Source organism: Enterovibrio gelatinilyticus, from assembly GCF_028683095.1.
In the GTDB taxonomy this organism is placed as follows: domain Bacteria; phylum Pseudomonadota; class Gammaproteobacteria; order Enterobacterales; family Vibrionaceae; genus Enterovibrio; species Enterovibrio gelatinilyticus.
The window spans coordinates 1-22,802 of record NZ_JAJUBC010000026.1; the positions used below are offsets into that span (position 1 = coordinate 1).

Genomic DNA, 22,802 nt, shown 5'->3' on the forward strand with positions numbered 1-22,802 from the left:
TTTTCGTCTTTTTAAGAAAAGATGAAGGCAAAAAGTTAAAAAAGCCCTGACCTTACGGTCAGGGCTTTTTTGCGTTTGCACGTATTAACAAAAACTTATGAAATCGTACGGCTTATATTCAGATTTACGCGATATACTGCATGTCTGATTAGTGAGGAGGTATGCATGAGATTGATTTTAGTCAGTGTGTTCATAGTCTTTAGTTTGGCGGGCTGCGCTAGCAAGCATGTAGCTTCACTTTCAGCTGAACAAAATTGGTCGGGTTTGGCAAATTACGATGTTGAAGCAGGCCGTAAAGCGAGATCGAGCGAAGATCTGACGTCTTTGGGGGCTATTGATGCAGATCAGCAAAGACTCTATCTCTCAGTATACGAAGCGTATGCTCATGAATACTGTAAACCAGAAAATGGTTATCACATGGGTATTATTGGTAAGCCGAGAAATAGTGTATGCATCGATGACTCACCTAAAGGCTGGCTTTATGAAGACAACTGGAAAGCTGGATTAGAAGCAGGTAGGTTCTTCTAATTTCCATATTTGAAGCAGAAAAAAGACCAGCTATGCTGGTCTTATTATATTCACCGTTTACCAGTGCGAGCTTAGTTATTCGCGTGAAGCTCGGCGTTTAGTTCTACCGCAGATTTGTTGGTTAGACACTCAATCTTACCGGTCACTGAGTTGCGACGGAACAGAAGGTCCGGTTTGCCCGCAAGGTCGCGTGCTTTCACGGTTTCAACTTCAGTGCCGCTTGAGTCAAGCATGGTCACTTTAGTTCCTGCAGTAACATACAAACCTGATTCAATAGTACAACGATCACCTAGTGGGAAACCTAGGCCTGCGTTTGCACCCAATAGGCTGTTTTCACCAATTGAGATAACTAGTTGACCACCGCCGCTGAGTGTACCCATGATGGATGCGCCGCCACCGATATCGCTGCCATTGCCGACCATAACACCTGCAGAAATGCGACCTTCAACCATGCTCACACCTTCGGTGCCAGCATTGAAGTTAATGAAACCTTCATGCATCACCGTTGTGCCTTCGCCCACGTGCGCACCCAAGCGAACGCGAGAGGTATCGGCGATACGAACGCCTGCAGGGACAATGTAATCCACCATTTTAGGGAACTTGTCGACGCAATCGACCGTTAAGCTCTCACCTGCCAAACGAGCTTCGATTTGACGATCAGCAAGCTCAGGCAAGTCGATAGGACCTTTGTTGGTCCAAGCAATGTTATGCAGCAAACCAAAAATTCCATCTAGCACAATGGTGTGCGGCTTAGCGAGACGTTGAGAGATCAGCTGAAGCTTCAGGAAGCCTTCTGATACGCTGCTTGGCTTCTCATCTGAAGCTAGGATCACCAAAACCAAAGGTTGGCTTGATGACGCCGCTTTGTTTGCGAATGCAGCTGAAGCTTGTTGGTCAGCGACAGTAAATGCGGCTGCGATTGCTTCACAGTCACTTGCTTGTACATCGAAAGCGCCATTACCTTCTTTGTAAGAGACGATGTTCGCCAGCGCGGCAACTAATGCGTCAGAAGGATTGAGGATTGGGGTTGGAAAAAACGATTCGATGATTTTGCCATCTTTATTTTTGGTCGCGGTGCCAAGCGCTAGAGCAAAACTTGCCATGATGAGAATATCTCCTTGTCTCTTTACTGATCGCTGCGAAGGAGCAGTGATCGGTCAATAATAATGATTGCTTGGGGACATATTAAAGTGAAGGGCGGCAAGATTGAAGGGCGAAGAATTAGAATCCGTCAGATAAATGCACTCAGGGTAGATTTCGCGACAAATAGATCGAAATAAGTATCACGACAAAATAAAAAACGCCCCGTTATTCGGAGCGTTTTTAACAACTATGCTGCTTCGGCGTCGTCTTCTTTTGATGCTTCTGCTTTCTTTTTCGCTGGCTTTGGTGCTGGTTTGCGTTTCGCACCGAGTGCGCAAAGTACATCTTCACGATTTTGCGCTAAGAACATAGAAAGCTCTTCGCGTTGCCCTTCATCGGCAACAACGTCGCTCTTACCTAACAGTTCGAACAGCTCATCAGCCATGTCGAGCATTTTGTCATACGCATCAGCTTCCGCCTTAGAGGTAAAAGTCATCTTCTCTTCTCCATTGCGCTCAACCACATATTTGACGATAACGGCCACGGTTAACCCCTCATTAATTGTCTACTGTCTGTTTATACAGTAGAGTAAATATACGTGTCTAGTGTAACCGTAATTAGTGTGATGACATTGGAAAAATTCTCAGATATCTATTATCGCGCTGCTACCAGAAAAGGCAGCAATAGTGCTCTTGAACAGCGTTTGTCTCATCCTAAACCATTGGATGAATTGTCAGAGATCCCTGATGATCGCTGGTTAGCGACCTTTAGCCAAAAGATTTTCCAATCAGGGATGAATTGGCAAGTGGTGAGAAATAAATGGCCTAATTTTGAAGAGGTTTTCTGGGGATTTGATATCGAAAAAATGTGTTTGATCCCGCCAGAAATGTGGCAAAAGAAGGCGACAGATCCTGCCATTATCCGACATCTTGGAAAAGTGATGACGATTCCCCATAACGCACAGATGATCCAAGATGCTTGTCGCAAGCACGGGAGTTTTTCGGCGTTTGTGGCCCAGTGGCCAAGCTCAGACATCATAGGCTTATGGGCTTACTTGAAAAAGCACGGAAGCCGTTTAGGCGGTAATACGGGGCCTTACTCGTTGAGGTTGATGGGTAAGGACACATTTATCCTCTCAGGTGATGTAGAGGCGTATTTGCGTGCACATCAGATCATTGATGGTGGACGTGATACACGTAAATCTCTTCTAGCTGCTCAAGAAGCATTTAATCGTTGGCAGCAAGAAAGTGGGCGTCCGCTTTGTCAGATCAGTCAGATCATTGCATACAGCATGGGTGATAATAGCCACTAGCTTTCGGTGTTTGTTGTTCTCTGCAATGAGTTCACTTTCTCACGTTCGATTAGTCTGATATCTGCCATTGCTCACTGAAAGAGATGAAGCGATTTAGCAATGGCGAAAGATGTTTGTCTTTGTGGCGAACCAACCAATATTGACGCCTTAAATCGAGTGGAACTTCGATCAACTTTAATCGGTTATTTGCAACTGCGTGCCTTGCAGCAAGCTTGGAAAGATATGCGAGCCCGAGTCCTGCTGCGGCGCAATTGATGATGGCTTCGGTGGTTCGAAGTTCAAAAGCGATCGTCCAGTTCTCAAGTCTAGGTGCCATGCGTGAAAGAAAGTGTTCCCGTGTTCCTGATCCAATTTCACGCAACACCCAAGGGTGACTTTCTAAGTCAAACAGAGAGTATGCTTTTCTTTCTGATAAAGGATGATCAATAGCACAAGCGATACACATCTCGTCTGATAGCCAAGGTGTCATCACTAGGTCGTCACTGCCAAGCAAATGTTTATTCTCTCCTTGACCTTCAATCAAACCGATATCGAGTTCAAATGCCGTCAGTTTATCGATGACCGCTTGGCTATTGGAAATAACAAGCTCTTGGTCAATATGATTACTTTGGTTCCGAAAATCTCGCAGAAGGAAGGGGACTAACTGATTACCTATCGTATCACTCGCGCCAATGCGTAAGTGACCACTTAACTCTCCCGTTGTATCCAAGACTTTTAGAATTTCGTCGCTACGGGTGAGCAGTTCATCTGCCAACGGCAGTAAGCGCCTGCCGTGATCATTAATCAATAGACGATTATTAATCCGTTCAAACAGGTTGTGTCCGATTTGCTTTTCAAGCTCGCTGATCGCCATGCTTACCGCGGGTTTAGACAGATATAGCAACGCAGAAGCCGCAGTAATGGTTTTTTCCTGCGCAACAGCAACGAATACTTGTAATTGACGTAGAGATACAGACATAAGGTTAAGTATATCTGAATGTAGGTTTCAATATATTCAGATATATTAAAATACAGTACCGTTCTATCATAAGTCATACACTTTTTTTCTAACGATGTGACAGAACGATGCGTAGACGTTTAAATCTTCTTCCTACTCCTATGGCTGGTTTAGCTCTGGCAATAGCAAGCCTTGGCTGGAGTTGGGAAAATGCGGGTCATTTTGATGGAATGGCACAAATTATTGGCGCCATTATTGGTGGCGTTATGCTGCTGCTTATTGCGTTCAAGTTTATGTCTAACCCTAAAAATCTTTGGGCTGATCTCCAACACCCTGTAGTGGGAAGCGTTGTTCCTACCTTTGCCATGGGCGTCATGATTGTTTCCAATGCCTTGGGGAAATGGTCTCCTGTAGCCGGAGATTCGCTCTGGTTGTTAGCGGTTGCCACTCATGTGATTTTTTTGTCTTCATTTGTCTATCACCGTGCTAAGAAATTCTCCTTGAGCCATATGGTTCCAAGCTGGTTTGTACCTCCTGTGGGTCTTGTTGTTGCCGATGTGGCGTTTTCCGGTAACCCCGCATTGCGACCAATCGCCGATGCCATTTTGTTGTTTGGATTATGTTCCTACGCGCTATTACTACCGTTAATGATTTATCGCCTCATTTTTTGTGGTGAAGTCCCTGATGGGGCGAAGCCGACGATCGCGATCATGGCAGCACCTGCCAGCCTTTCATTGGCGGGCTACTTAACGGTTAGCCAATCTCCCTCTCCGTTGATTGTTGCTGTCTTGCTGGGTATTGCGCTGTTGATGACCGCAGTGATTTATCTCTCGTTTGTTTCGTTGATGCGATTACCATTCTCTCCGGGTTTTGCAGCATTTACCTTCCCTATGGTGATTGGTGCGACTGCGCTTTACAAGACGGCGACGTGGATGGACTCTATCGGTGTTGCTTCGCAATACGTCAATCAGATTTCAGTGATTGCGTTGGTTGAATTGGTTGTGGCTACGATTGTTGTTTTCTATGTATCACTGCACTATCGACGATTTATTTCGCTGCAATGGAAGCAACCGGTCGCCGCATAACCTTAAAGCCTGCATCTCGCAGGCTTTTTTCTTACTCTGCGCCCATGTGCCATGCCCTAAAATTGCACTCTTGAGAGCATTCCGCCACAATCTGTTCAATCATGTTCTCAAGAGTCTTGCCTCGTGTTCACTGTCTATCACTCTAACCAAGTAGACTTACTGAAAAGTCTGCTGGTCGCTATCGTTCAGCAGAAGCCGCTCGAAAATCCGTTCCAAAAAGAAATCATTTTGGTGCAAAGCCCTGGCATGGCCCAATGGCTAAAGCTAGAGATGGCTAAAGAGCAAGGTATTGTTGCTAACATCGAATTTCCGCTGCCTGCTACGTTTATTTGGCAGATGTTTACGCATCTATTGGAAGGGGTTCCTCAACGTAGCTTTTTCAATAAAGAAGCAATGACATGGAAGCTCATGAAAGTGTTGCCGTCCATGCTCGATACGCCTGATTTCGATGAACTTAAGCGTTATCTTGAGGATGATACCGACGAACAGAAGCTATACCAACTTGCGGGGAAAATTGCGGATATCTATGACCAATATTTGGTGTATCGCCCTGAGTGGATAAAAGCGTGGGAGAATGAACAACCCGTGCCTGAGCTTGCCGATGAGAAAAGTTGGCAGCCTCAACTTTGGCAGGCGCTTTACGATTACACACTACAGCAGGGCCAGTCACCGTTCCACCGTGCAAATCTGTATGAAGAGTTCATCGATACATTGTCATCCCATGTGACTAAACCTGATGGATTGGCCGGTATTGAACGCGTTTTTGTGTTTGGAATTTCGGCGTTGCCGCCGCGCTACTTGGATGCACTGAAAGCCCTGGGGCAGCACATCGATGTGCATTACATGTTTACCAACCCCTGTCGTTATTACTGGGGAGACATTCGAGACAAGCGCTACTTAGCTAAACGTGATGCGGCAATGGAGAGTCGAGTTAGCCGGATCAATACAGGTGATGAGCCTGCGCAGTTTTCTTTGGCGTTTGGCGGTGGAGATGCTGCAGCGGAAGTGGGCAACAGTTTGTTGGCATCAATGGGCAAACTAGGACGAGACAATCTGCTGTTGATTTCTGAGCTTCAATGCCAAGAGGTCGATCAGGGCTTTGTTGATATTCAACGTGAAAGCTTGCTTCAGAATATTCAGGCAGACATTCTGGATTTGATAGAGCAGGGTGATATTCAAGAAACCTCGACCAGTGAGAGTAAGCAGTCAATTTCGCCGGATGACCGTTCGCTCACCATTGAAGTCTGTCATAGCCCGATGCGAGAAGTCGAAGTCCTTCACGATCGACTGCTTGATATGTTGGAGTCTGAACCCTCGCTAACCCCTCGTGATATCGTGGTGATGGTGGCCGATATCAATGCTTATAGCCCAGCGATTCAAGCAGTGTTTGGTAATGCGCCGGGTGAGCGCTACATTCCTTTCTCTATCTCTGACCGCAGTGCCGATCAGGAAAGCCCAATTCTTACCACATTTTTGCGATTGCTGAGTTTGCCTGATAGTCGGTGCAGCGCTGCAGACTTGTTGGAAATCCTTGAAGTACCTTCTGTCCTACGCCGTTTTGGTTTTGATAACCGTCAATTTGAAAAAGTGAAGTTTTGGGTAGAAGAAGCGGGCATTCGCTGGGGGCTTGATGACGATACTGCCACTCATTTTTCGCTTCCCCACCAGCATCAAAATACGTGGCAATTTGGTTTGAATCGGATGCTGCTTGGCTATGCCATGCCAAGTGATCGCGGCTTGTACAATGATGTGCTTGCCTATGATGAGGTACAGGGATTAGAAGCCGATGTCGCGGGTAAGTTGGGCGAATTCTTCCGTGTTCTTAATGGTGCACAAGCCGCGCTGAGTCAGGCTCAAATTGGGCAAGACTGGGTCGCTACATTGACCGCATTGTTTGATGATATGTTTGCACTGGACACCGACGAAGAGCTTGCAGGAAAGCTGATACGTGATCAGCTCGATAATTGGCTAACTCAACTCGATGATGCGAGTTTTTTTCAACCGCTTTCTTTGGCCATTGTTCGTGATTATTTGAAAGAAAAATTGGGCGGAGAGCGTGTTAGTCAGCGTTTTCTTGCCGGTCAGGTGAACTTCTGTACCTTGATGCCAATGCGTTCTATCCCATTTAATGTGGTTTGCCTTCTAGGCATGAATGATGGCGATTACCCAAGGACGATTGCGCCTGTCGGGTTTGATTTAATGGCGGGGCGAACGCGACCTGGCGACCGATCTCGACGTGATGATGACCGCTACCTGTTCCTTGAAGCACTTCAGTCGGCGCAGCAGCGTTTATACATCAGCTATGTTGGACGTTCAGTGCAAGATAACTCCGTAAAAGTACCGTCGGTGTTGATCACTGAACTACTTGATTACTGTCGACAGGGTTATTGTTTACAGAGTGACAATGCGTTGCCTGAACATGCGTCGGGCGAAAACCTCATTGAGCATTTGGTTCATCACAACCCTTTGGTTCCGTTCAGTCGCCTCGCGTTTGAAGGGGACAGACAAAGCTATGCGTCAGAGTGGCTCCCCGCTGCAAAAGGTGAAGGTGAGCTTGCTGCCCCTTTCTTGGGGACCGAAGATTTGGTTGCTGAAAGTGGAGATGATGCCCGCATTGTTGAATTAGCTGAACTCCAGCGTTTTTGGCGTTTGCCCGTGCAGTACTTCTTCAATCGTCGATTGAAAGTCTTTTTCGAAGCGCCTGACGGTGCAATGGAAGATGCCGAGCCGTTTTCATTGGATAACCTCGAGCGTTATAAATTGCGCGATGCTCTGCTGTCTCACATCATTGAATACGGCAACAGTGAGCAATCACTAACAGACTTCTATCAACATCAAAAAGCCAGCGGGACGCTTCCATTGAGTCACTTTGGTGAGCTGACGTTAGAAAGTGAACAAGCCAGCATCCTTGGGTTATACGACAGATTAAAACCGCATTTTTCAGAACGTCGTCAACCACTCGAAATAAACCTGTCGATTCCAACTTCTCGCGGTACGGTATTATTACAAGGTTGGCTTGATGAACGTTATCGCGCTGGACGAGTGCTGTTTCGAAGCGGGAAAATCCGTGCGCGAGACAGACTGGCTGCGTGGATCGATCATCTTTGCCAATGTGCTGCGGGTGATAAAAGCGAAACGCATTTTATAGGGGTTGATGAAGACGTCGTATTAACGTCCATTGATGCCAATGAAGCTTTGAGCTATTTGAGCTTTTACCTTGAACAGTATTACTTAGGCACTGAGCGGCCTCTTCCTTATTTGCCGAATACCGCACTTGCAGGACTATTGGCGAGTATGGATAAAGCTGGCAATTGGTCTGATGATGATGTGACGTGGGAAAAAGCCAAAATCAAAATGCGTGCAGCGTTTGATAGTGGTTACATGACAACAGGTGAAGGCGAGAATACGTACGTGATGCGAGTGTGGCCACAAGCGGATGAGCAGTTGCTGAGCGATGTTCTCTCATGGGGGCAACAAGTACTCCTTCCCGCTATAAGAGCCGAAAAAAAAGAAGACTGATAATTTCTCATCAGTCTTCTCTTTTGCCTTGTGCGGTTAACTGCGCAAGGCTTTTTAAGCAGTAATATTGAACTTAGATAGTTGGCTGCGGCCTGTATCACTTAGTGATTTTACTTTGTCGCTGAGTGCGAGGGTTTCTTCACTGGCATCGCGGTTGTTGTGTGAAATGTCGCTAACGTTCACAACGCTACGAGCGACTTCCGAAGATGCACTTGCTTGTTGAGATGTTGATGTCGCGACGGCCGTGTTTAGCTGCTCCAAATCATTAATCAAGTCTGCCAATGAGGTCAGTTGTGTTTTTGCTTGGCGAGCGTGATCAAGGCTTTGGGCCGTTTTGTCTGTGCCGCTACTCATGATTTTCGCAGCTATCTGAGCGCGCTCTTGTAGCTTCTCAATGATGGCATTGATTTGAGTGGTGGACTCTTTGGTTGAGTGTGCGAGCTTTCTGACTTCATCCGCCACTACAGCAAATCCACGACCTGCACTGCCCGCGCGGGCAGCTTCAATGGCGGCATTCAATGCCAGTAAATTGGTTTGCTCTGAAATGTCATTGATCACAGTAACAACATCACTGATTTGGTCGCTAGATGCAGCAAGTTCGCGAATGTTTCGCTCTGCATCAATCACATCGCGGTTAACTTCTTCAAACTTGTTAAGAGAGACAGACAGTGCATTCTCGGCTTCGCCTACCAGAACGCGTGAGTGACGCGTGCTATTTTGCGCCGTCAGCGTGCTGGCCTCGACTTCTTTGATAGCCGATGACATCTCTTCCATCGCACTTGCTACCAAGTCTAATTCTTGGCTTTGAGTACGAATGCCGTCCGTTGAACGGTTAGCCAAATTTGCCATGGTATTGCTGTCGCTATCGAGCTGGTGGAGTGTGGTGTCCACGTTAGCCAATAAGGTCTGCAGTTGCTGGCAAGCATCGTTGAGGTTACGTGCCATTTCGCCGAGTTCGTCTTCGCTGTTGACGTCGGCTCTCGCGGTGAGATCACCTTCCGCTACGGCGCTTAAGGCTCGCTGGATTTCACGAATGGATGTCACCAGCATGCGTGATAGCGCAGTCGCCAATATGATGAGTATCAAAGTGAACGAAGCCGCCACCAGTGCCGATTTTCCTGCTTCTTGCCAAACCAAAGCTTCAAGATCGTCGATATAAATGCCAGTACCGATCAGAAGCCCCCAAGGTGCGTGGCGTTTTATGGCACTGACTTTTTCAATCGCTGTATTGCCGCCTGGTTTTGCAAACCAGTAACTACTAAATCCGCCATCTGACGGCTGTGCAGCCTGTCGCATGTTACGAAGTACTGCGCTGCCGTTACTGTCGCGGAATGTGTTGAAATCGCGCCCAATCCAGCTTTTTGAACCAGCAAGCATTGAGCCTTTTTCGTCGACGACAAAGTAGTAGCCATCGGATCCAAAACGTAAGGGCTGCAATGCTGCCATCGCACTTTTTAGCCCTTCTTTCGACGCATCTTCTTGATAGTGCTTGTCGACGATTTGCCAAGCAATATCAATGGTCTGCATCAAGTTTCCTTTTCTCTCTTGGAGAAGGTCATGGTGCAAATTTCGCACTTGAAAAGCGGTAAGTAGAATAATGCTAATCACTGAAATTCCGACAATAAGCAGCAACTTATTTCTAAATGTAAGGTTTGTAACAAACTTCATACTAAAAAAGGCTCAATTTATGTGTGTGATATAACAAATATGAAACATTAAGGGTGGCCTAATTTGAGTGGTGTATCAATAGATGCGCTTGGGATGAGAGTGGTTATATTGTGAGTTGTATCGCATACATTTTTTTCTGCGCGTAGTATGCCTAAATTTTAAAACCTTGATGTCAGTAAAGTCTGCATTGTCATTTCACTTACAATCACGCTCATACTTGATAAAATCTGATTATTCCTCTCACTTGAGTCGACATTTCATGCCAACCCAACCTCTTCATCCCATGTCATTTCCGCTTTTTGGTCATCGATTAATCGAAGCCTCTGCGGGTACAGGGAAAACGTTCACCATTGCTGGCTTATACCTTCGTTTGTTGCTAGGGCATGGCACGGATACGTCGGCACATGAAACCCCCTTAACTGTTGATAAAATTCTGGTGGTTACCTTTACGGAAGCGGCTACGCAAGAGTTGCGCGACCGTATCCGAGCACGTATCCATGATGCACGCCTTGCATTTAGCCGTGGTGAGAGTCATGACCCAGTGATAGCGCCATTACTTGAAGAGGTTCCGGATCATAAACATGCTGAGCAATTACTGTTGCAGGCAGAGCGTCAAATGGATGAAGCCGCGATATATACCATTCATGGTTTTTGTCAGCGTATGTTGACGCAGAATGCGTTTGAGTCCGGCAGTTTGTTTAGCAATGAATTTATTACCGATGAATCAACGCTGCGAGAGCGCGCTGTTTCAGATTTCTGGCGACGTCAGTTCTATCCGTTACCTAAGTCATTAGCAGGTGTTGTGCGCAGTTATTGGGGAGCACCGCTCGCGTTGTTACACGATATTAGCGTGTACTTGTCTGGGCCTCTGGTCAGTATTCAAGCCCCAGATATGCCTGACGATCTCGCTGAATTGCACAAAGACAATCTTGCCCGTATCGAGAACGTTAAAGCGCAATGGCGAGAAGCCAGCGCAGATCTGGAAGCGCTAATTTCAGGCTCAGGCGTGGACAAACGCAGCTATAGCAAGCGCTCCTTACCGAATTGGCTCGGTGAAGTTGGCGCATGGGCTCAGGTGAAAACGCAGGACTATGATCTTCCGGACAATTTGTCTCGCTTCTCTGCATCCATGCTGAGTGAAAAAACCAAAAAAGGGACAGTACCGACCCACACGGTGTTTGAGGCGATTGATGTATTGCTTGCGTCTCCTCCAACACTGAAAGATGCCTTAACGGCGCATGCGATTCGTGAAGTGCGTTTATTGCTGGCGAAAGAGAAAAGACGTTTTGGTTGGCTATCGTTTGACGACTTGTTATCACAATTGTCAGAGGCGTTAGTTCAAGACAGCGAAGGGGTCTTGGCGGAACGGATTCGTACTTTGTTTCCTGTTGCTATGATTGATGAATTTCAAGATACCGACCCTCAGCAATATCAAATTTTCAGTGATATTTATGCTGATGCGCCTCAATGTGGCCTGTTTATGATCGGCGACCCAAAGCAGGCAATTTACGCGTTTCGCGGTGCAGATATATTTACCTACATTCATGCGCGTCGACAAATCGCTGATCACTACAATCTGGGCACTAACTGGCGTTCAACTGCCAACATGGTCGCAGCTGTGAATCGTGTTTTTGCTCATGCGAATGCCCCATTCATTTATGACAATGACATTCCGTTTATCGCGGTTGACCATGCTCCGGGTGCGGACCAGAAACATTGGCACTTGGATGATTCGCCACAAGCAGCGCTGACGTTTTGGTTACCAGAAGCGCGTGACTTAGTGAGTAAGAATGATTACGAAGCCACGATGGCTTTGGCCACGGCAACCAGCATTCGCGAAATTCTGAGTGCGGGTGATGAAGATCGTGCGCATTTTTGCAAAGGTGAAAACAGAAAAGCGGTTCAGGCCAGTGACATCGCCGTGTTGGTGAGAACGGGTAGTGAAGCGGCGAAAGTCAAACAAGCCTTGGCAAGACAAGGTATTGCGTCGGTCTATTTGTCCAATCGCAGTAGCGTGTTTTCAAGCGCCCTAGCTGCCGATTTACAACGGCTATTGGCGGCGGTGCTGTCGCCTGATAATGAACGAGCACTTCGAGCAGCGCTGGCGAGTGGATTGTTTGCGCTGACAGCGACAGAACTTGATTCACTTAACCATGATGAAAAAGCATGGGAGAGAGCGGTGATTGAGTTTTCTACCTATCAGTCAGTGTGGTTTTCTCGTGGCATATTGCCCATGTTACGTCAGATGATGCAGCGACGCGGCATTGCAGAGCGATTGTTACTGGAAGAAGAGGGTGAGCGCTCACTGACTGATTTGCTTCACCTTGGTGAATTGTTACAACAGGCCAGTCAAACCCTTGATAGTCATCACGCAGTGATCCGCTGGCTTGCTGATCACATCGACACGCCAAACGGCAACAGTGAAGAGCAGCAAGTGCGCTTGGAATCTGAACGTGACTTGGTGCAGATAGTCACCATTCACAAATCAAAAGGTTTGGAATACGATTTGGTGTATCTGCCTTTTGCGTGCAACTTTAGACCGTCAGATCGACCATTCTTCCACGATGATGAGAATACGCCCACTTTGGCGCTGTCGAATCCTGAACCTGCCATTGAGTTGGCCGACAAAGAGCGTCTAGCTGAAGATCTGCGTTTAATTTACGTGGCATTGACTCGAGCCGTTTACTGTTGCTTCATTGGATTAGCGCCGCTAAAAGATGGCCGTAAATCCACGGGTGATACAGGGCTGCATAAGTCGGCATTGGGTTACTTGATTCAACAAGGCGAAGCGGGAGATGCAGATACGCTGCATTCCTCTGTGGCGGCGCTGGTTGAAGAACTGCCACAGTTTTCGGTGGTAGAACCGCCTGCGGACACAGGCAAGCTTGCCGTGCTCGAGCACAAAGATGACATCATTGCAGCCAAGCATTTCAAAGGTACCATTCGAAGAGATTGGCGTTTGACCAGTTACTCAGGGCTGGTGAAACAGGGCCACAGTTCGGCATTGCCTGACTTGCCCGCTTTTGACATTGATGCCGCAGATGAGCGTCATGAAGATGAAGAGCCGATCGACCAATATGGTTCTATTTTCCAATTTCCCCGGGGTGCGCGTCCCGGTACGTTTTTGCACACATTGTTTGAAAATGTCGATTTTGGCGAGGACATGTACAGCGACGAGGTAGCAGACATGATCCGCCATGCGCTAGCACTCGAAAACTATGACGAGGCATGGGTTCCCGTATTGCAGCGTCTACTCACAGACGTGGTGGCACAGTCGCTAGGAGAACAAGAGTTAACCCTGTCTCTGATTGATGCGCCAGCTCGCTTAACCGAGATGGAGTTCGTCATGCCCGTTGAGCGATTGCAGTGTGGTCGAGTCAATCGTTTGATACAAACTCATGATCCTTTATCGGCTCAAGCCTCTGACTTAGGGTTTGATACCGCAAGCGGCATGCTTAAAGGCTTTATTGACCTCGTGTTTTGTTGGCAAGGGCGATACTACGTGCTCGATTGGAAATCCAATTACTTGGGGGATTCGCCAGCGGATTACACCGAAGCAGCGTTGAATCAAGCCATGATCGATCATCGATACGATTTTCAGTACCAGATATATTCGCTGGCTCTGCATCGATTTCTTCGTCAACGGATTGCTAATTACGATTTTGAACGCCACTTTGGCGGTGTGTACTACTTGTTTGTGCGAGGTATTGAAGCCGATACGCGCCATGGCATTTTCTTTACCAAACCTTCTTACTCACTGATCGACGGGTTAGATGTGCTGTTTACCAACGGAGATAGCTCAAATGGCGATGAGTGAAATGCTACAAGCCTTGTATAAGCGAGGCATTATTCGAGCGATAGATCGCCAGTTCGCGTGCTTTATTGCAGATCAGCTAGCAGATCACGATGCCTCGATTTCAGGCTGGGCGGCATTGGTGAGCTTTGAATTAGGCAAAGGCAATGTGTGTGTGGATCTCGCGACCATAGACCCTACAAGATTGTTCGATTTGCCTGCGGCAGAATCTGCGCGAGTCGCAGCCTTGCTTCAACCTGAACAAGCACTATCCGCAATGACGCAGAGCCCTGTCGTGGGAACTGGGGCGAAAGCGACACCACTGGTTCTGAATGGCTCTAGGCTTTATTTGCATCGCTATTGGGCTGCTGAACAACGCGTTGTTGCTGAAATTAGCAAGCGCGTTGATGCGCTTGTGCTCCCTGATCAAACTCGCCAATTGTTGGACACGTTATTTACCCCTGACATTAGCTTCTTGAAAGCTCAGTTTCCATTATGGCCTCAGGAAGAACGTGCGCAAAAGTTGGTGGATTTCTTCGATATTATAGATGCTAATCTCGTTGATATTGATGCCATTAGCGCCTTGGTTGCATCGGGCGCAAACCACAATGCCATTTTGTCTCTTGTTCCTGATCATGCTCGTTTGAATTGGCAGAAAGTCGCGGCAGCCGTTGCTTTGAGCTACGGATTTACCGTGATATCAGGTGGCCCAGGTACAGGGAAAACCACCACGGTAGCCAAATTGCTGGCGGCACTGGTCAGCAGTAGTGATAAAGCGACGGGGTTGGACATTAAGCTGGTGGCACCCACCGGAAAAGCGGCAAACCGTCTCACTGAGTCCATTGGTCAGGCTGTGGCGGCTCTGCCTGTCGAGGCGAGTATTCGCGAGAAAATTCCAGCACAAGCCTCAACGATTCACCGTTTGCTTGGTGCCATTCCTCATCGCGTCGAATTTCGACATCATGAAGGAAATCGCCTTCACCTTGATGTGCTGGTGGTCGATGAAGCGTCGATGGTCGATTTGCCTTTAATGGCGCGATTGTTGTCAGCGTTACCCAATCATGCTCGGGTTATTTTGCTGGGCGATCGCGATCAGTTGGCCTCTGTTGAGGCAGGTGCCGTATTGGGTGATATTTGTGATGGCGCAGAGATTGGGTATAGCCCTGAGCGTGCGGCACAGTTGTCTTCACTCACCGGATTTGCATTGCAGGGGCACGAGAACGTACCGGCGGTATCTGACGGTGTGTGTTTGCTGAAAAAGAGCTATCGATTCCACGCGCGATCCGGTGTTGGTCAGTTGGCTTACGCCATTAATGCGGGTAACCCTCATCAAGTGGAAAACGTACTGAAACAAGGTTTTTCAGATATTGCGTTGCACGACTTAGATGGCGACGTTTATGGTCATGCTATCGCGCAGGCTGTCGAAGGTTACAGTGATTATCTCAATGCGTTACTAGCCGGAGAAGAACACAGACAGATACTGCGCCACTTCTCTAATGTGAGGTTGCTGTGCGCGCTGTCAGATGGGCCGTTTGGCGTAAAAGGGCTGAATACTGCCATTGAAAAGGCACTGTCAGCCAAGCGCTTAATTTCGCCGGGTGAGGAAGCGTTCTATTCCGGAAGGCCTGTTATGGTGACGCAAAACGATCACGGACTTGGGCTATACAATGGTGATATCGGCATTGTGGTGAAACACGAAGATGGATTGCGTGTGGTATTTGAAATGTCCGACGGGACGGTGAAGGCGTTCTTGCCCAGCCGCTTGCCTGAGCATCAAACCGCTTACGCGATGACGATTCACAAATCACAGGGGTCTGAATTCAATCACACGCTTTTGGTTTTGCCGCCGACACCGACGCCAGTGATGACGAGAGAGTTAGTGTATACCGGTGTTACGCGCGCTAAATCTCGGTTAGACGTTTATACCACCCGCGCCAGTTTGACGCGGGCAATACGACGTAAAACGCAGAGGTTTAGTGGGCTGGCAGACGCATTACGTGATCGTTAAGGTCAAGCGTGAGCACCTTTGAGCGGCGTTGCAGGTTATAGAGTTGCTGCTTCGCATCAGGTAACGCGCTAACGTCGGCTTCCTCAAAACCGTGCTCACGGAACCAGTGGATACTGCGTGTCGTGAGCACAAAAATGGTTTCTAATCCGTCCTGCAATGCTTGGTGTTTTATGTATTGCAGCAAACGCGTTCCTCGCTCGCTATCGCGATATTCGGGATGAACAGCCACACAGGCCATTTCCGCACTCTGGGACTCTGGGTAGGCGTAAATGGCTGCGCAACCTATGATTCGGTCATCTCGCTCAATGACAGTAAAGCGGGGAATTTCTTGTTCAAGCTGTTCACGAGAACGGCGCACCAATATACCTTGTTCTTCCAGCGGGCGGATGAGATCTAATATCCCTCCAATGTCATCGATGGTGGCTTGGCGAATGCGCTCTGCGCTTTCAGTAACAATTTGGGTCCCTATCCCTTCAATCGAGAACAGTTCTTGGATCAACGAACCGTCCACTTTGTAACTCAGTAAGTGACTTCTTGGCACGCCTGAACGGCATGCAGCTGTCGCGCCGCGTAAGAATCGAACCGTGCCTGATTGTGTATCTCCTGCTAATTCACGTTGTTGCAGTATTTCTTCCACTTGATGGGGAAATAGCTCAGACAAGACATTGCCATTAGGACCTATCACACCTTGCAACGAACAGAAACCAATCAGTTTGTCCGCATTGAGCCGAATGGCGAGTTGAGTGGCAATTTCTTCAGAGGTGAGGTTAAAGCATTCGCCAGTGACAGAGCTGGCAACGGGCCCTAATAATACGATGGCACGTTGATCGAGTTGGCGATGGATCCCTTCGATGTCGATCCTGCGGATCCGACCGCTGTGGCAAAAATCGATACCGTCATCAATCCCCAGGGGCTGAGCGATGACAAAGTTTCCACTCACGACGTTGATTTGTGCTCCTGCCATGGGCGTGTTGTTTAAGCTCATGGAAAGGCGGGCAGTGATATCGAGTTGTAATTGTCCTGCCGCCTGTTTTACGACCTCAAGCGATGCAGAATCTGTGACTCGTACACTATTATGATACGGCGTTTCTAGCCCTTGTTTTTCTAATTGTTGGCTAATTTGAGGGCGCGCACCATATACCAAAACAAGGCGGAGACCAAGGCTGTTGAGAAGTGCAATATCATTGACGATGTTGCCAAAGTTGCTGTCCGCGATCGCTTCACCACCCAACATGATGACAATGGTTTTATTTTGGTGTGCGTTCACATAAGGCGCTGACTGCCTAAATCCATTTACAAGTGCTGTACTACGAAGTTTCAACACCTTACTCCATTATTATGATTTTATATGCTTCAATTGTGACTAACTATTCTTGTCTTGGCAAGTGGAGTGATACGCCTTCAAACTATTGATGTCTACCTTTATCAGCAGTTACAGAGTTTTTATAATATGATAGTTAATAATTAGGTGTTTTTTCTCATTGGTGAGATGGTATTTGTGGGCATTGTTGGACAGGCTGTCGCGCTCTTTGTTTTGTTGATCGCCGGAACCTTAGGTTTTTTGGTCGCTAATGATATTCCCATTTTTGAGGATGCAGATCCCACTGTCATTTACGGTGAATGGATAGAGCAGGGCGTTGCGCCGTATGCCGCCGATCGTTTTGAGGTGCGTCGAGACGGTATTTATATCAAAGGGGCACGCACGACAAGCCATTATGAATTTACAGGCAAAAAGTTAATTTATACCGTTGGCAATAACACTTACCTCTATGTTGTTGAAGACGCAGAGACCATTCAACGGGAGAAGCCTTATCACTACAGTACGCCTTTTACCAAGGTGCGTTAACTTTTATGAGTTAAGCTCGGTTGAAGCATTCGTTTCAACGCATTAACGCCAGAACTTAGAAATTGCTTGGGAGTACGCGGAGTAACTCTGTCACTGACGACTGCCCCAATGCCACTTGTCGAATACGATCCGCAACATCATCATTTCCCCCAAGGCAACGACGAATACTGGTATTGATCATTTCAGTACTGCTTCCATCACTGGCAAGCGTTCGAATCCACTGATACTCAATCGAATCTATATCTAATAGTGTTTTGCGACCAATCTTTAGTTCCACTTCGAACTCCTTTTTGAAATGAATGTTTAGTTTTTAAGACACTTTCATTACGAATGATTAGAACCAATTTTGATGACATTAATGTGACAGAATGTTTCAAAGTGAATGGCGTTCGAGCTCGATCGCATTCTGAGCGCGACCAAAAGTAAGGGTTTACTGGGTTTTATTTGCAGAATATACCGGCTTCTGTCACCCTCTTTTTATTGTTTTATCTATCAGGATTAACCGTGAATCGCGCACTTTGTGTTGTTGGCATTTCTATACTTTTGGCGGCATGTGCTCGCCCTACCGATCGTGGGCAGCAGTATGTTGATGGACGTTTTAACGATGTACTCAATCCGACTGAGTTGGTCACATCAGACAAGTCAAAAGATTACACCTTGTTTCCTGCTCAATTAGAAAAAGTAGAAACCTTGTCTCCATCTTTATCGACTCCGAATCAGCCGTTATATGACAGCGTGAAGGCATGGCTGAAAGAAAGTGGCGAGCCAACGGCATTGACCGACTATGGTATTCGCTTGGAGCAAATGGGAGGGGGCGATGGTTTTGGTAATGTGCTGTTTACCGGGTATTTCTCCCCTGTGATAGAGATGCGCCATGAACCTGATGCTGTTTTTAAGTATCCGGTTTATGCCATGCCGGTGTGTGGTGACCGCTGCCCAACACGCGAGGAAGTCTATAATGGAGCGCTTGAAGGGCTTGGGCTTGAGTTAGGCTATAGCGCGTCACTTATCGATAATTTTATTATGGAAGTTCAAGGCAGTGGTTTTATCCACTTTGGTGATGACGACCAGCTTGAGTATTTTGCCTACGGTGGGAAAAATGGTCACCCGTACGTGAGTATCGGTAAAGTGCTGATTGAACGAGATCAAGTCCCTAGAGAAAAGATGTCGTTGAAAGCAATCAAAGATTGGGTTGCGGCTCAGCAAGACGAAGCGACAGTCATTGAACTGCTGAATCAAAATCCATCTTATGTTTTCTTTGCGCCGAAAGCAGCGGCACCTGTCTCAGGAACTGCTGGCATTCCATTGTTGTCGGGCGCATCGGTTGCTGCTGATCGTGAGTACCTACCAATGGGTAGTGTGCTTCTCGCTGAAATCCCACAGCTTAATGAGGAAGGCAATTGGAATGGGCAACATGTGCTCAAACTGTTGATGGCGCTTGATACCGGCGGTGCGGTGAAGAAAAACCACCTTGACCTGTACCACGGTATGGGTGAAGAAGCAGGCATTAAAGCCGGGCATCATAAGCATTTTGGGCGAGTTTGGAAGCTCACAAAGCCCGTTGAAGAAGGCGCATCTGATGTGGGTACTAAATAGCTTTGAAGCCTATTCACATCGGTGAGTTACTTTTCGACAGACAAGAAAAAGGCGGGTTTTTAAACCCGCCTTTTCGTTTTCAGAGCAATGCTATCAAATTATTTGATTAGGCCAGCTTCTTTGTAGTATTTCGCCGCACCTGGGTGAAGTGGTGCAGACAGGCCGTCAGAAACCATTTCTTCTTTTTTCAGGTTTGCGAAAGCTGGGTGAAGACGACGGAAGTCATCAAAGTTTTCAAACACAGCTTTAACCACGTTGTAGATCACTTCGTCTGGTACTTCTGATGAAGAAACAAACGTTGCACCCACACCGAAGGTGTTTACATCACCGTCGTTACCACGGTACATGCCACCTGGGATAGTTGCAGAGCGGTAGTAATCGTTATCAGAAACCAGTTTCTGAGACGCGGTGTTGTTCACTTCTACCACGACGCTATCACATGCTGTGGTTGCTTCTTGAATCGCACCACTTGGGTGACCAACGGTGTAGACCATGGCGTCGATTTTGTTATCACACAGAGCTTTAGACTGTTCTGCTGCTTTTAGCTCAGAGACTTGCTTAAAGTCATCCATTGTCCAACCCATTTCATCCATCAGCACTTCAATCGTACCGCGCTGGCCTGAACCTGGGTTACCAATGTTTACACGTTTACCTTTAAGATCATCAAAGGTTTTGATGCCAGCGTCTGCACGAGCAACAACAGTGAACGGTTCAGGGTGAACAGAGAAGACAGCACGCAGGTCTTTGTATGCGCCTTGGTCTTTAAATTTGCTTGAACCATTGTATGCATGGAACTGCCAGTCTGACTGGGCGATACCCATGTCTAGCTCGCCAGCGCGAATTGTGTTGATGTTGTAGATAGAGCCACCCGTTGATTCAACTGAACAGCGAATGCCGTGCTCTTTCTTTGATTTATTGACCAAACGACAAATTGCACCACCAGTTGGGTAGTACACACCAGTGACACCACCAGTACCGATAGTCACAAACTGATTAGCCTGTGCAGGCACGGCGGTTAAAGCAGCTGCAAAGCTCATTGCGGCCAGTGTTGGTTTTAACGCTTTCATGCTTTATTTTCCTTGTCTACGATGTGATTACTAACGCGGTGCGAGTCCGCTTGTTATAAAACTGTAATCCCTATGTGAGAATGAATTATCTGACAGTTGCTTTTTCGATCGCAAGAGATGTACTTCACGATTCAAAGCTACGAAAGATATTTTTTCTTAAGTCTTCCACAGAGTTGATATATAAACCCATATTTTGAGACAAAACAGAAATTTGCTGTACAAGTTCTGCATTGTTTTCCGCATGATGTCCTCTTAAATTTATTAGATTATTTTCGAATCCAACCCGAACATCCCCACCCAATGACATGGCTGCCGTTAAGCACTGATGTTCATGACGACCAAAAGCACATATAGCCCATGAAATCCCCATATCAGAGAGACGCTTAATGTCGAAGTCGAGTAAATCTCTTGGCGAAGACAACATGCCTTTTTTGTACTTTCCTAGTACCAATAGTAGGTGATGACCGACGTTTGGCAAAATGTTGTCATTAAGCATTTGAAAGTACAAAGATAAATCTGCCGCATCATACAAAATATATTGCACATAGATTTTGCGCTCTGCGAGTTCAAAAAAGAAGCGGCTGGCATCTTTTTCGAAGCTAGCATTAGGGCGAAGTTCTCGAAGTGCGAGCGACACTGCCTCGGGCTCGGTGCCTCTTACCAGTGCTATTTGTTCGTCTGGTTGATACAAACCCACGGCTTCGGTGGTTTGCTGAATGACCAAGCGCGAATCAAAACGTGCTCGAATTTCGGTGAGCCACTCTCGGTTTAGACCCACGTCTAGAGAGTGTTTTCCTTGTGCGTCTCGAACATGCACGTGCGCCATGGCGACGCCAGCATCAGCACATTGTGTTAAACACACGCCCATTTCATCAATCGAAAGAGGGAGCTGCCCATGTTCATCCTTGCCTCGTCTCGCGCCATTAGGCGCGACAATAATGGTTCTTCCTGAGTGCACAATTAGTCCTTAATTCAAATGCATCACGCAAATACGTGGTCCATGGTGATACTGAGTCGTCGCACGAGTTCATCAATTTCACTGTCGGTAATAATGAATGGTGGTGCCAAGAGTATGTGATGCCCATTTACGCCATCCAATGTTCCGCCCATGGGGTAACACATCAGCCCGTTGTCCATGGCTGTTTTCTTCATTTGCTGGTGGAGCGGACGGTCAGGCGAAAAAGGTTGTTTACTGGTTTTGTCTTGTACTAATTCAAGCCCAATAAACAAACCACGACCGCGAATGTCTCCAACAAATGGATGCGAGCCGAATGACTCGTTTAACTGTTTGACTAAGTATTGTCCTTTCTCTGTCACTTCTGCCATTGCGCCAGCTTCTAACGCGTCTAACGTCGCACAAGCGGCAGCGCACGCCAATGGATGCGCCATAAAGGTATGTCCATGCTGAAAGTACCCCGTTCCTTGTGAGATCGCTTCGTAGATTTTGTCGCGGATCATAACAGCACCAATGGGTTGATAACCCGCGGCTAACCCTTTGGCTAATGTCACCAGGTCGGGCACGATATCTTCCTGCTCATAAGCAAAGTAGGTGCCAGTTCGGCCACAACCGCACATCACCTCATCAAGAATGAGTAGTACACCGTATTTATCGCATATCTCTCGTATACGCTTAAAGTAGTCTTTTTCGGCAACCAGTGCGCCAGCAGTTGCACCGACAACAGGCTCGGCAACAAAGGCAATTACGGTTTCTGGCCCAACGGCGAGTAACCGCTCTTCCAATTCATTAGCAACACGCTGACCGTATTCAAAATCACTTTCTTCTGCTCGTTTATCACGATAGGCATAGCAAGGTGCAATAAGCTCACCATTCTGAAGCAAGGGCGCGAAGGGCTCTTTACGCCATATGTTTCCGCCAACGCCCAGTGCACCTAACGTATTGCCATGATAACTCTGTCGTCGAGCAATAAAACGCGTACGCGATGTTTCACCTTTTTCAATGAAGTATTGGCGAGCCATTTTCAGCGCAGCTTCAACCGCTTCGGAGCCACCACTGACAAGATAAACATGATTGAGATCGCCGGGCGCTTTATCGGCTAGCCGCTCGGCGAGCTCTTCTGCGACAGGGGAGGTGAAAAATCCCGTATGCGCATATGGAATGGCAATGAGTTGCTTTTGAATGGCGCTCAAGACGCCTTGGTGGCTATGCCCTAAGCATGACACTGCCGCACCGCCGCATCCATCGAGATATTGCTTTCCGTTGCTATCAATAAGAAATACGCCATCACCCCCTGATACTGATGGGAGTTTTGAGTGGCAATGGCGTTGCAGTATGTGTGTCATTGTTTATTCAATCCGCTGTGTAGGTGATGTGATGTGAATTTCTGCACTAAGTATTAGCG

At 47.3% G+C, this 22,802-nt stretch carries 17 protein-coding genes; 8 read left to right on the forward strand and 9 right to left on the reverse strand.

The window, feature by feature from the left end:
* Positions 1 to 165 precede the first annotated feature (165 nt).
* Positions 166 to 528, forward strand: coding sequence for a DUF2799 domain-containing protein (locus LRP50_RS18865; protein WP_274166004.1), 363 nt, complete (start codon positions 166 to 168; stop codon positions 526 to 528).
* A 71-nt stretch (positions 529 to 599) separates the two neighbouring features.
* Here LRP50_RS18865 and dapD read toward each other — a convergent pair whose 3' ends face one another.
* Together dapD and LRP50_RS18875 are read right to left on the reverse strand one after the other, a co-directional pair.
* The gene (dapD, locus tag LRP50_RS18870) at positions 600 to 1,631 is read right to left on the reverse strand and encodes a 2,3,4,5-tetrahydropyridine-2,6-dicarboxylate N-succinyltransferase (protein ID WP_274166005.1); all 1,032 of its coding nucleotides are present in this window, start codon (positions 1,629 to 1,631) and stop codon (positions 600 to 602) included.
* Between the two features lie 227 nt (positions 1,632 to 1,858).
* On the reverse strand, positions 1,859 to 2,155 hold the full coding sequence (locus LRP50_RS18875; RefSeq protein ID WP_274166006.1) for a YebG family protein: 297 nt from the start codon (positions 2,153 to 2,155) through the stop codon (positions 1,859 to 1,861).
* 81 nt (positions 2,156 to 2,236) lie between these two features.
* Here LRP50_RS18875 and LRP50_RS18880 point away from each other — a divergent pair, with 81 nt between their 5' ends.
* Positions 2,237 to 2,923, forward strand: a complete 687-nt coding sequence (locus tag LRP50_RS18880) for a DNA-3-methyladenine glycosylase I (protein WP_274166071.1) — start codon at positions 2,237 to 2,239, stop codon at positions 2,921 to 2,923.
* Between the two features lie 49 nt (positions 2,924 to 2,972).
* Here the strand turns inward: LRP50_RS18880 and LRP50_RS18885 are convergent, their stop codons facing one another.
* Complete coding sequence (locus LRP50_RS18885; RefSeq protein ID WP_274166007.1) at positions 2,973 to 3,881, reverse strand: LysR substrate-binding domain-containing protein; 909 nt, start codon at positions 3,879 to 3,881, stop codon at positions 2,973 to 2,975.
* A 107-nt stretch (positions 3,882 to 3,988) separates the two neighbouring features.
* Between LRP50_RS18885 and LRP50_RS18890 the strand changes: the two genes are divergently transcribed.
* Positions 3,989 to 4,945, forward strand: a complete 957-nt coding sequence (locus LRP50_RS18890) for an SLAC1 family transporter (RefSeq protein WP_476397365.1) — start codon at positions 3,989 to 3,991, stop codon at positions 4,943 to 4,945.
* A gap of 123 nt (positions 4,946 to 5,068) precedes the next feature.
* Entirely contained in the window at positions 5,069 to 8,464 is a 3,396-nt protein-coding gene (gene recC / locus LRP50_RS18895) for an exodeoxyribonuclease V subunit gamma (RefSeq protein ID WP_274166008.1), read from the forward strand.
* 54 nt (positions 8,465 to 8,518) lie between these two features.
* On the opposite strand, the gene LRP50_RS18900 is transcribed toward recC, so the two are convergent.
* Positions 8,519 to 10,132 (reverse strand): methyl-accepting chemotaxis protein, encoded by a 1,614-nt coding sequence (locus LRP50_RS18900; RefSeq protein ID WP_274166009.1) that lies wholly within the window; start codon positions 10,130 to 10,132, stop codon positions 8,519 to 8,521.
* A gap of 259 nt (positions 10,133 to 10,391) precedes the next feature.
* On the opposite strand from LRP50_RS18900, the gene recB reads away from it, so the two are divergent.
* Positions 10,392 to 13,949: an exodeoxyribonuclease V subunit beta gene (gene recB / locus LRP50_RS18905; RefSeq protein WP_274166010.1), complete on the forward strand. Its 3,558-nt coding sequence runs from the start codon at positions 10,392 to 10,394 to the stop codon at positions 13,947 to 13,949.
* On the forward strand, positions 13,936 to 15,933 hold the full coding sequence (recD, locus tag LRP50_RS18910) for an exodeoxyribonuclease V subunit alpha (protein WP_274166011.1): 1,998 nt from the start codon (positions 13,936 to 13,938) through the stop codon (positions 15,931 to 15,933). The genes recB and recD overlap by 14 nt, the downstream gene beginning before the upstream one ends.
* Here the strand turns inward: recD and argA are convergent.
* Positions 15,899 to 17,254 (reverse strand): amino-acid N-acetyltransferase, encoded by a 1,356-nt coding sequence (gene argA, locus LRP50_RS18915; RefSeq protein ID WP_274166012.1) that lies wholly within the window; start codon positions 17,252 to 17,254, stop codon positions 15,899 to 15,901. The genes recD and argA overlap by 35 nt on opposite strands.
* 147 nt (positions 17,255 to 17,401) lie before the next feature.
* Between argA and LRP50_RS18920 the strand changes: the two genes are divergently transcribed.
* Positions 17,402 to 17,779, forward strand: a complete 378-nt coding sequence (locus LRP50_RS18920; protein ID WP_274166013.1) for a DUF2850 domain-containing protein — start codon at positions 17,402 to 17,404, stop codon at positions 17,777 to 17,779.
* Between the two features lie 55 nt (positions 17,780 to 17,834).
* Here LRP50_RS18920 and LRP50_RS18925 read toward each other — a convergent pair whose 3' ends face one another.
* Positions 17,835 to 18,056, reverse strand: a complete 222-nt coding sequence (locus tag LRP50_RS18925) for a hypothetical protein (RefSeq protein WP_274166014.1) — start codon at positions 18,054 to 18,056, stop codon at positions 17,835 to 17,837.
* Between the two features lie 227 nt (positions 18,057 to 18,283).
* On the opposite strand from LRP50_RS18925, the gene mltA reads away from it, so the two are divergent.
* The gene (gene mltA / locus LRP50_RS18930; RefSeq protein WP_274166015.1) at positions 18,284 to 19,375 is read left to right on the forward strand and encodes a murein transglycosylase A; all 1,092 of its coding nucleotides are present in this window, start codon (positions 18,284 to 18,286) and stop codon (positions 19,373 to 19,375) included.
* A gap of 98 nt (positions 19,376 to 19,473) precedes the next feature.
* Here mltA and LRP50_RS18935 read toward each other — a convergent pair whose 3' ends face one another.
* The 3 genes from LRP50_RS18935 to LRP50_RS18945 all read right to left on the reverse strand — a co-directional run bounded on the left by LRP50_RS18935 (position 19,474) and on the right by LRP50_RS18945 (position 22,743).
* Entirely contained in the window at positions 19,474 to 20,442 is a 969-nt protein-coding gene (locus LRP50_RS18935) for a TAXI family TRAP transporter solute-binding subunit (protein ID WP_420791240.1), read from the reverse strand.
* 124 nt (positions 20,443 to 20,566) lie between these two features.
* Complete coding sequence (locus tag LRP50_RS18940; protein WP_274166016.1) at positions 20,567 to 21,400, reverse strand: beta-keto acid cleavage family enzyme; 834 nt, start codon at positions 21,398 to 21,400, stop codon at positions 20,567 to 20,569.
* Positions 21,401 to 21,423: 23 nt separating this feature from the next.
* Positions 21,424 to 22,743 (reverse strand): aspartate aminotransferase family protein, encoded by a 1,320-nt coding sequence (locus tag LRP50_RS18945; protein WP_274166017.1) that lies wholly within the window; start codon positions 22,741 to 22,743, stop codon positions 21,424 to 21,426.
* Between the last annotated feature and the right edge of the window lie 59 nt (positions 22,744 to 22,802).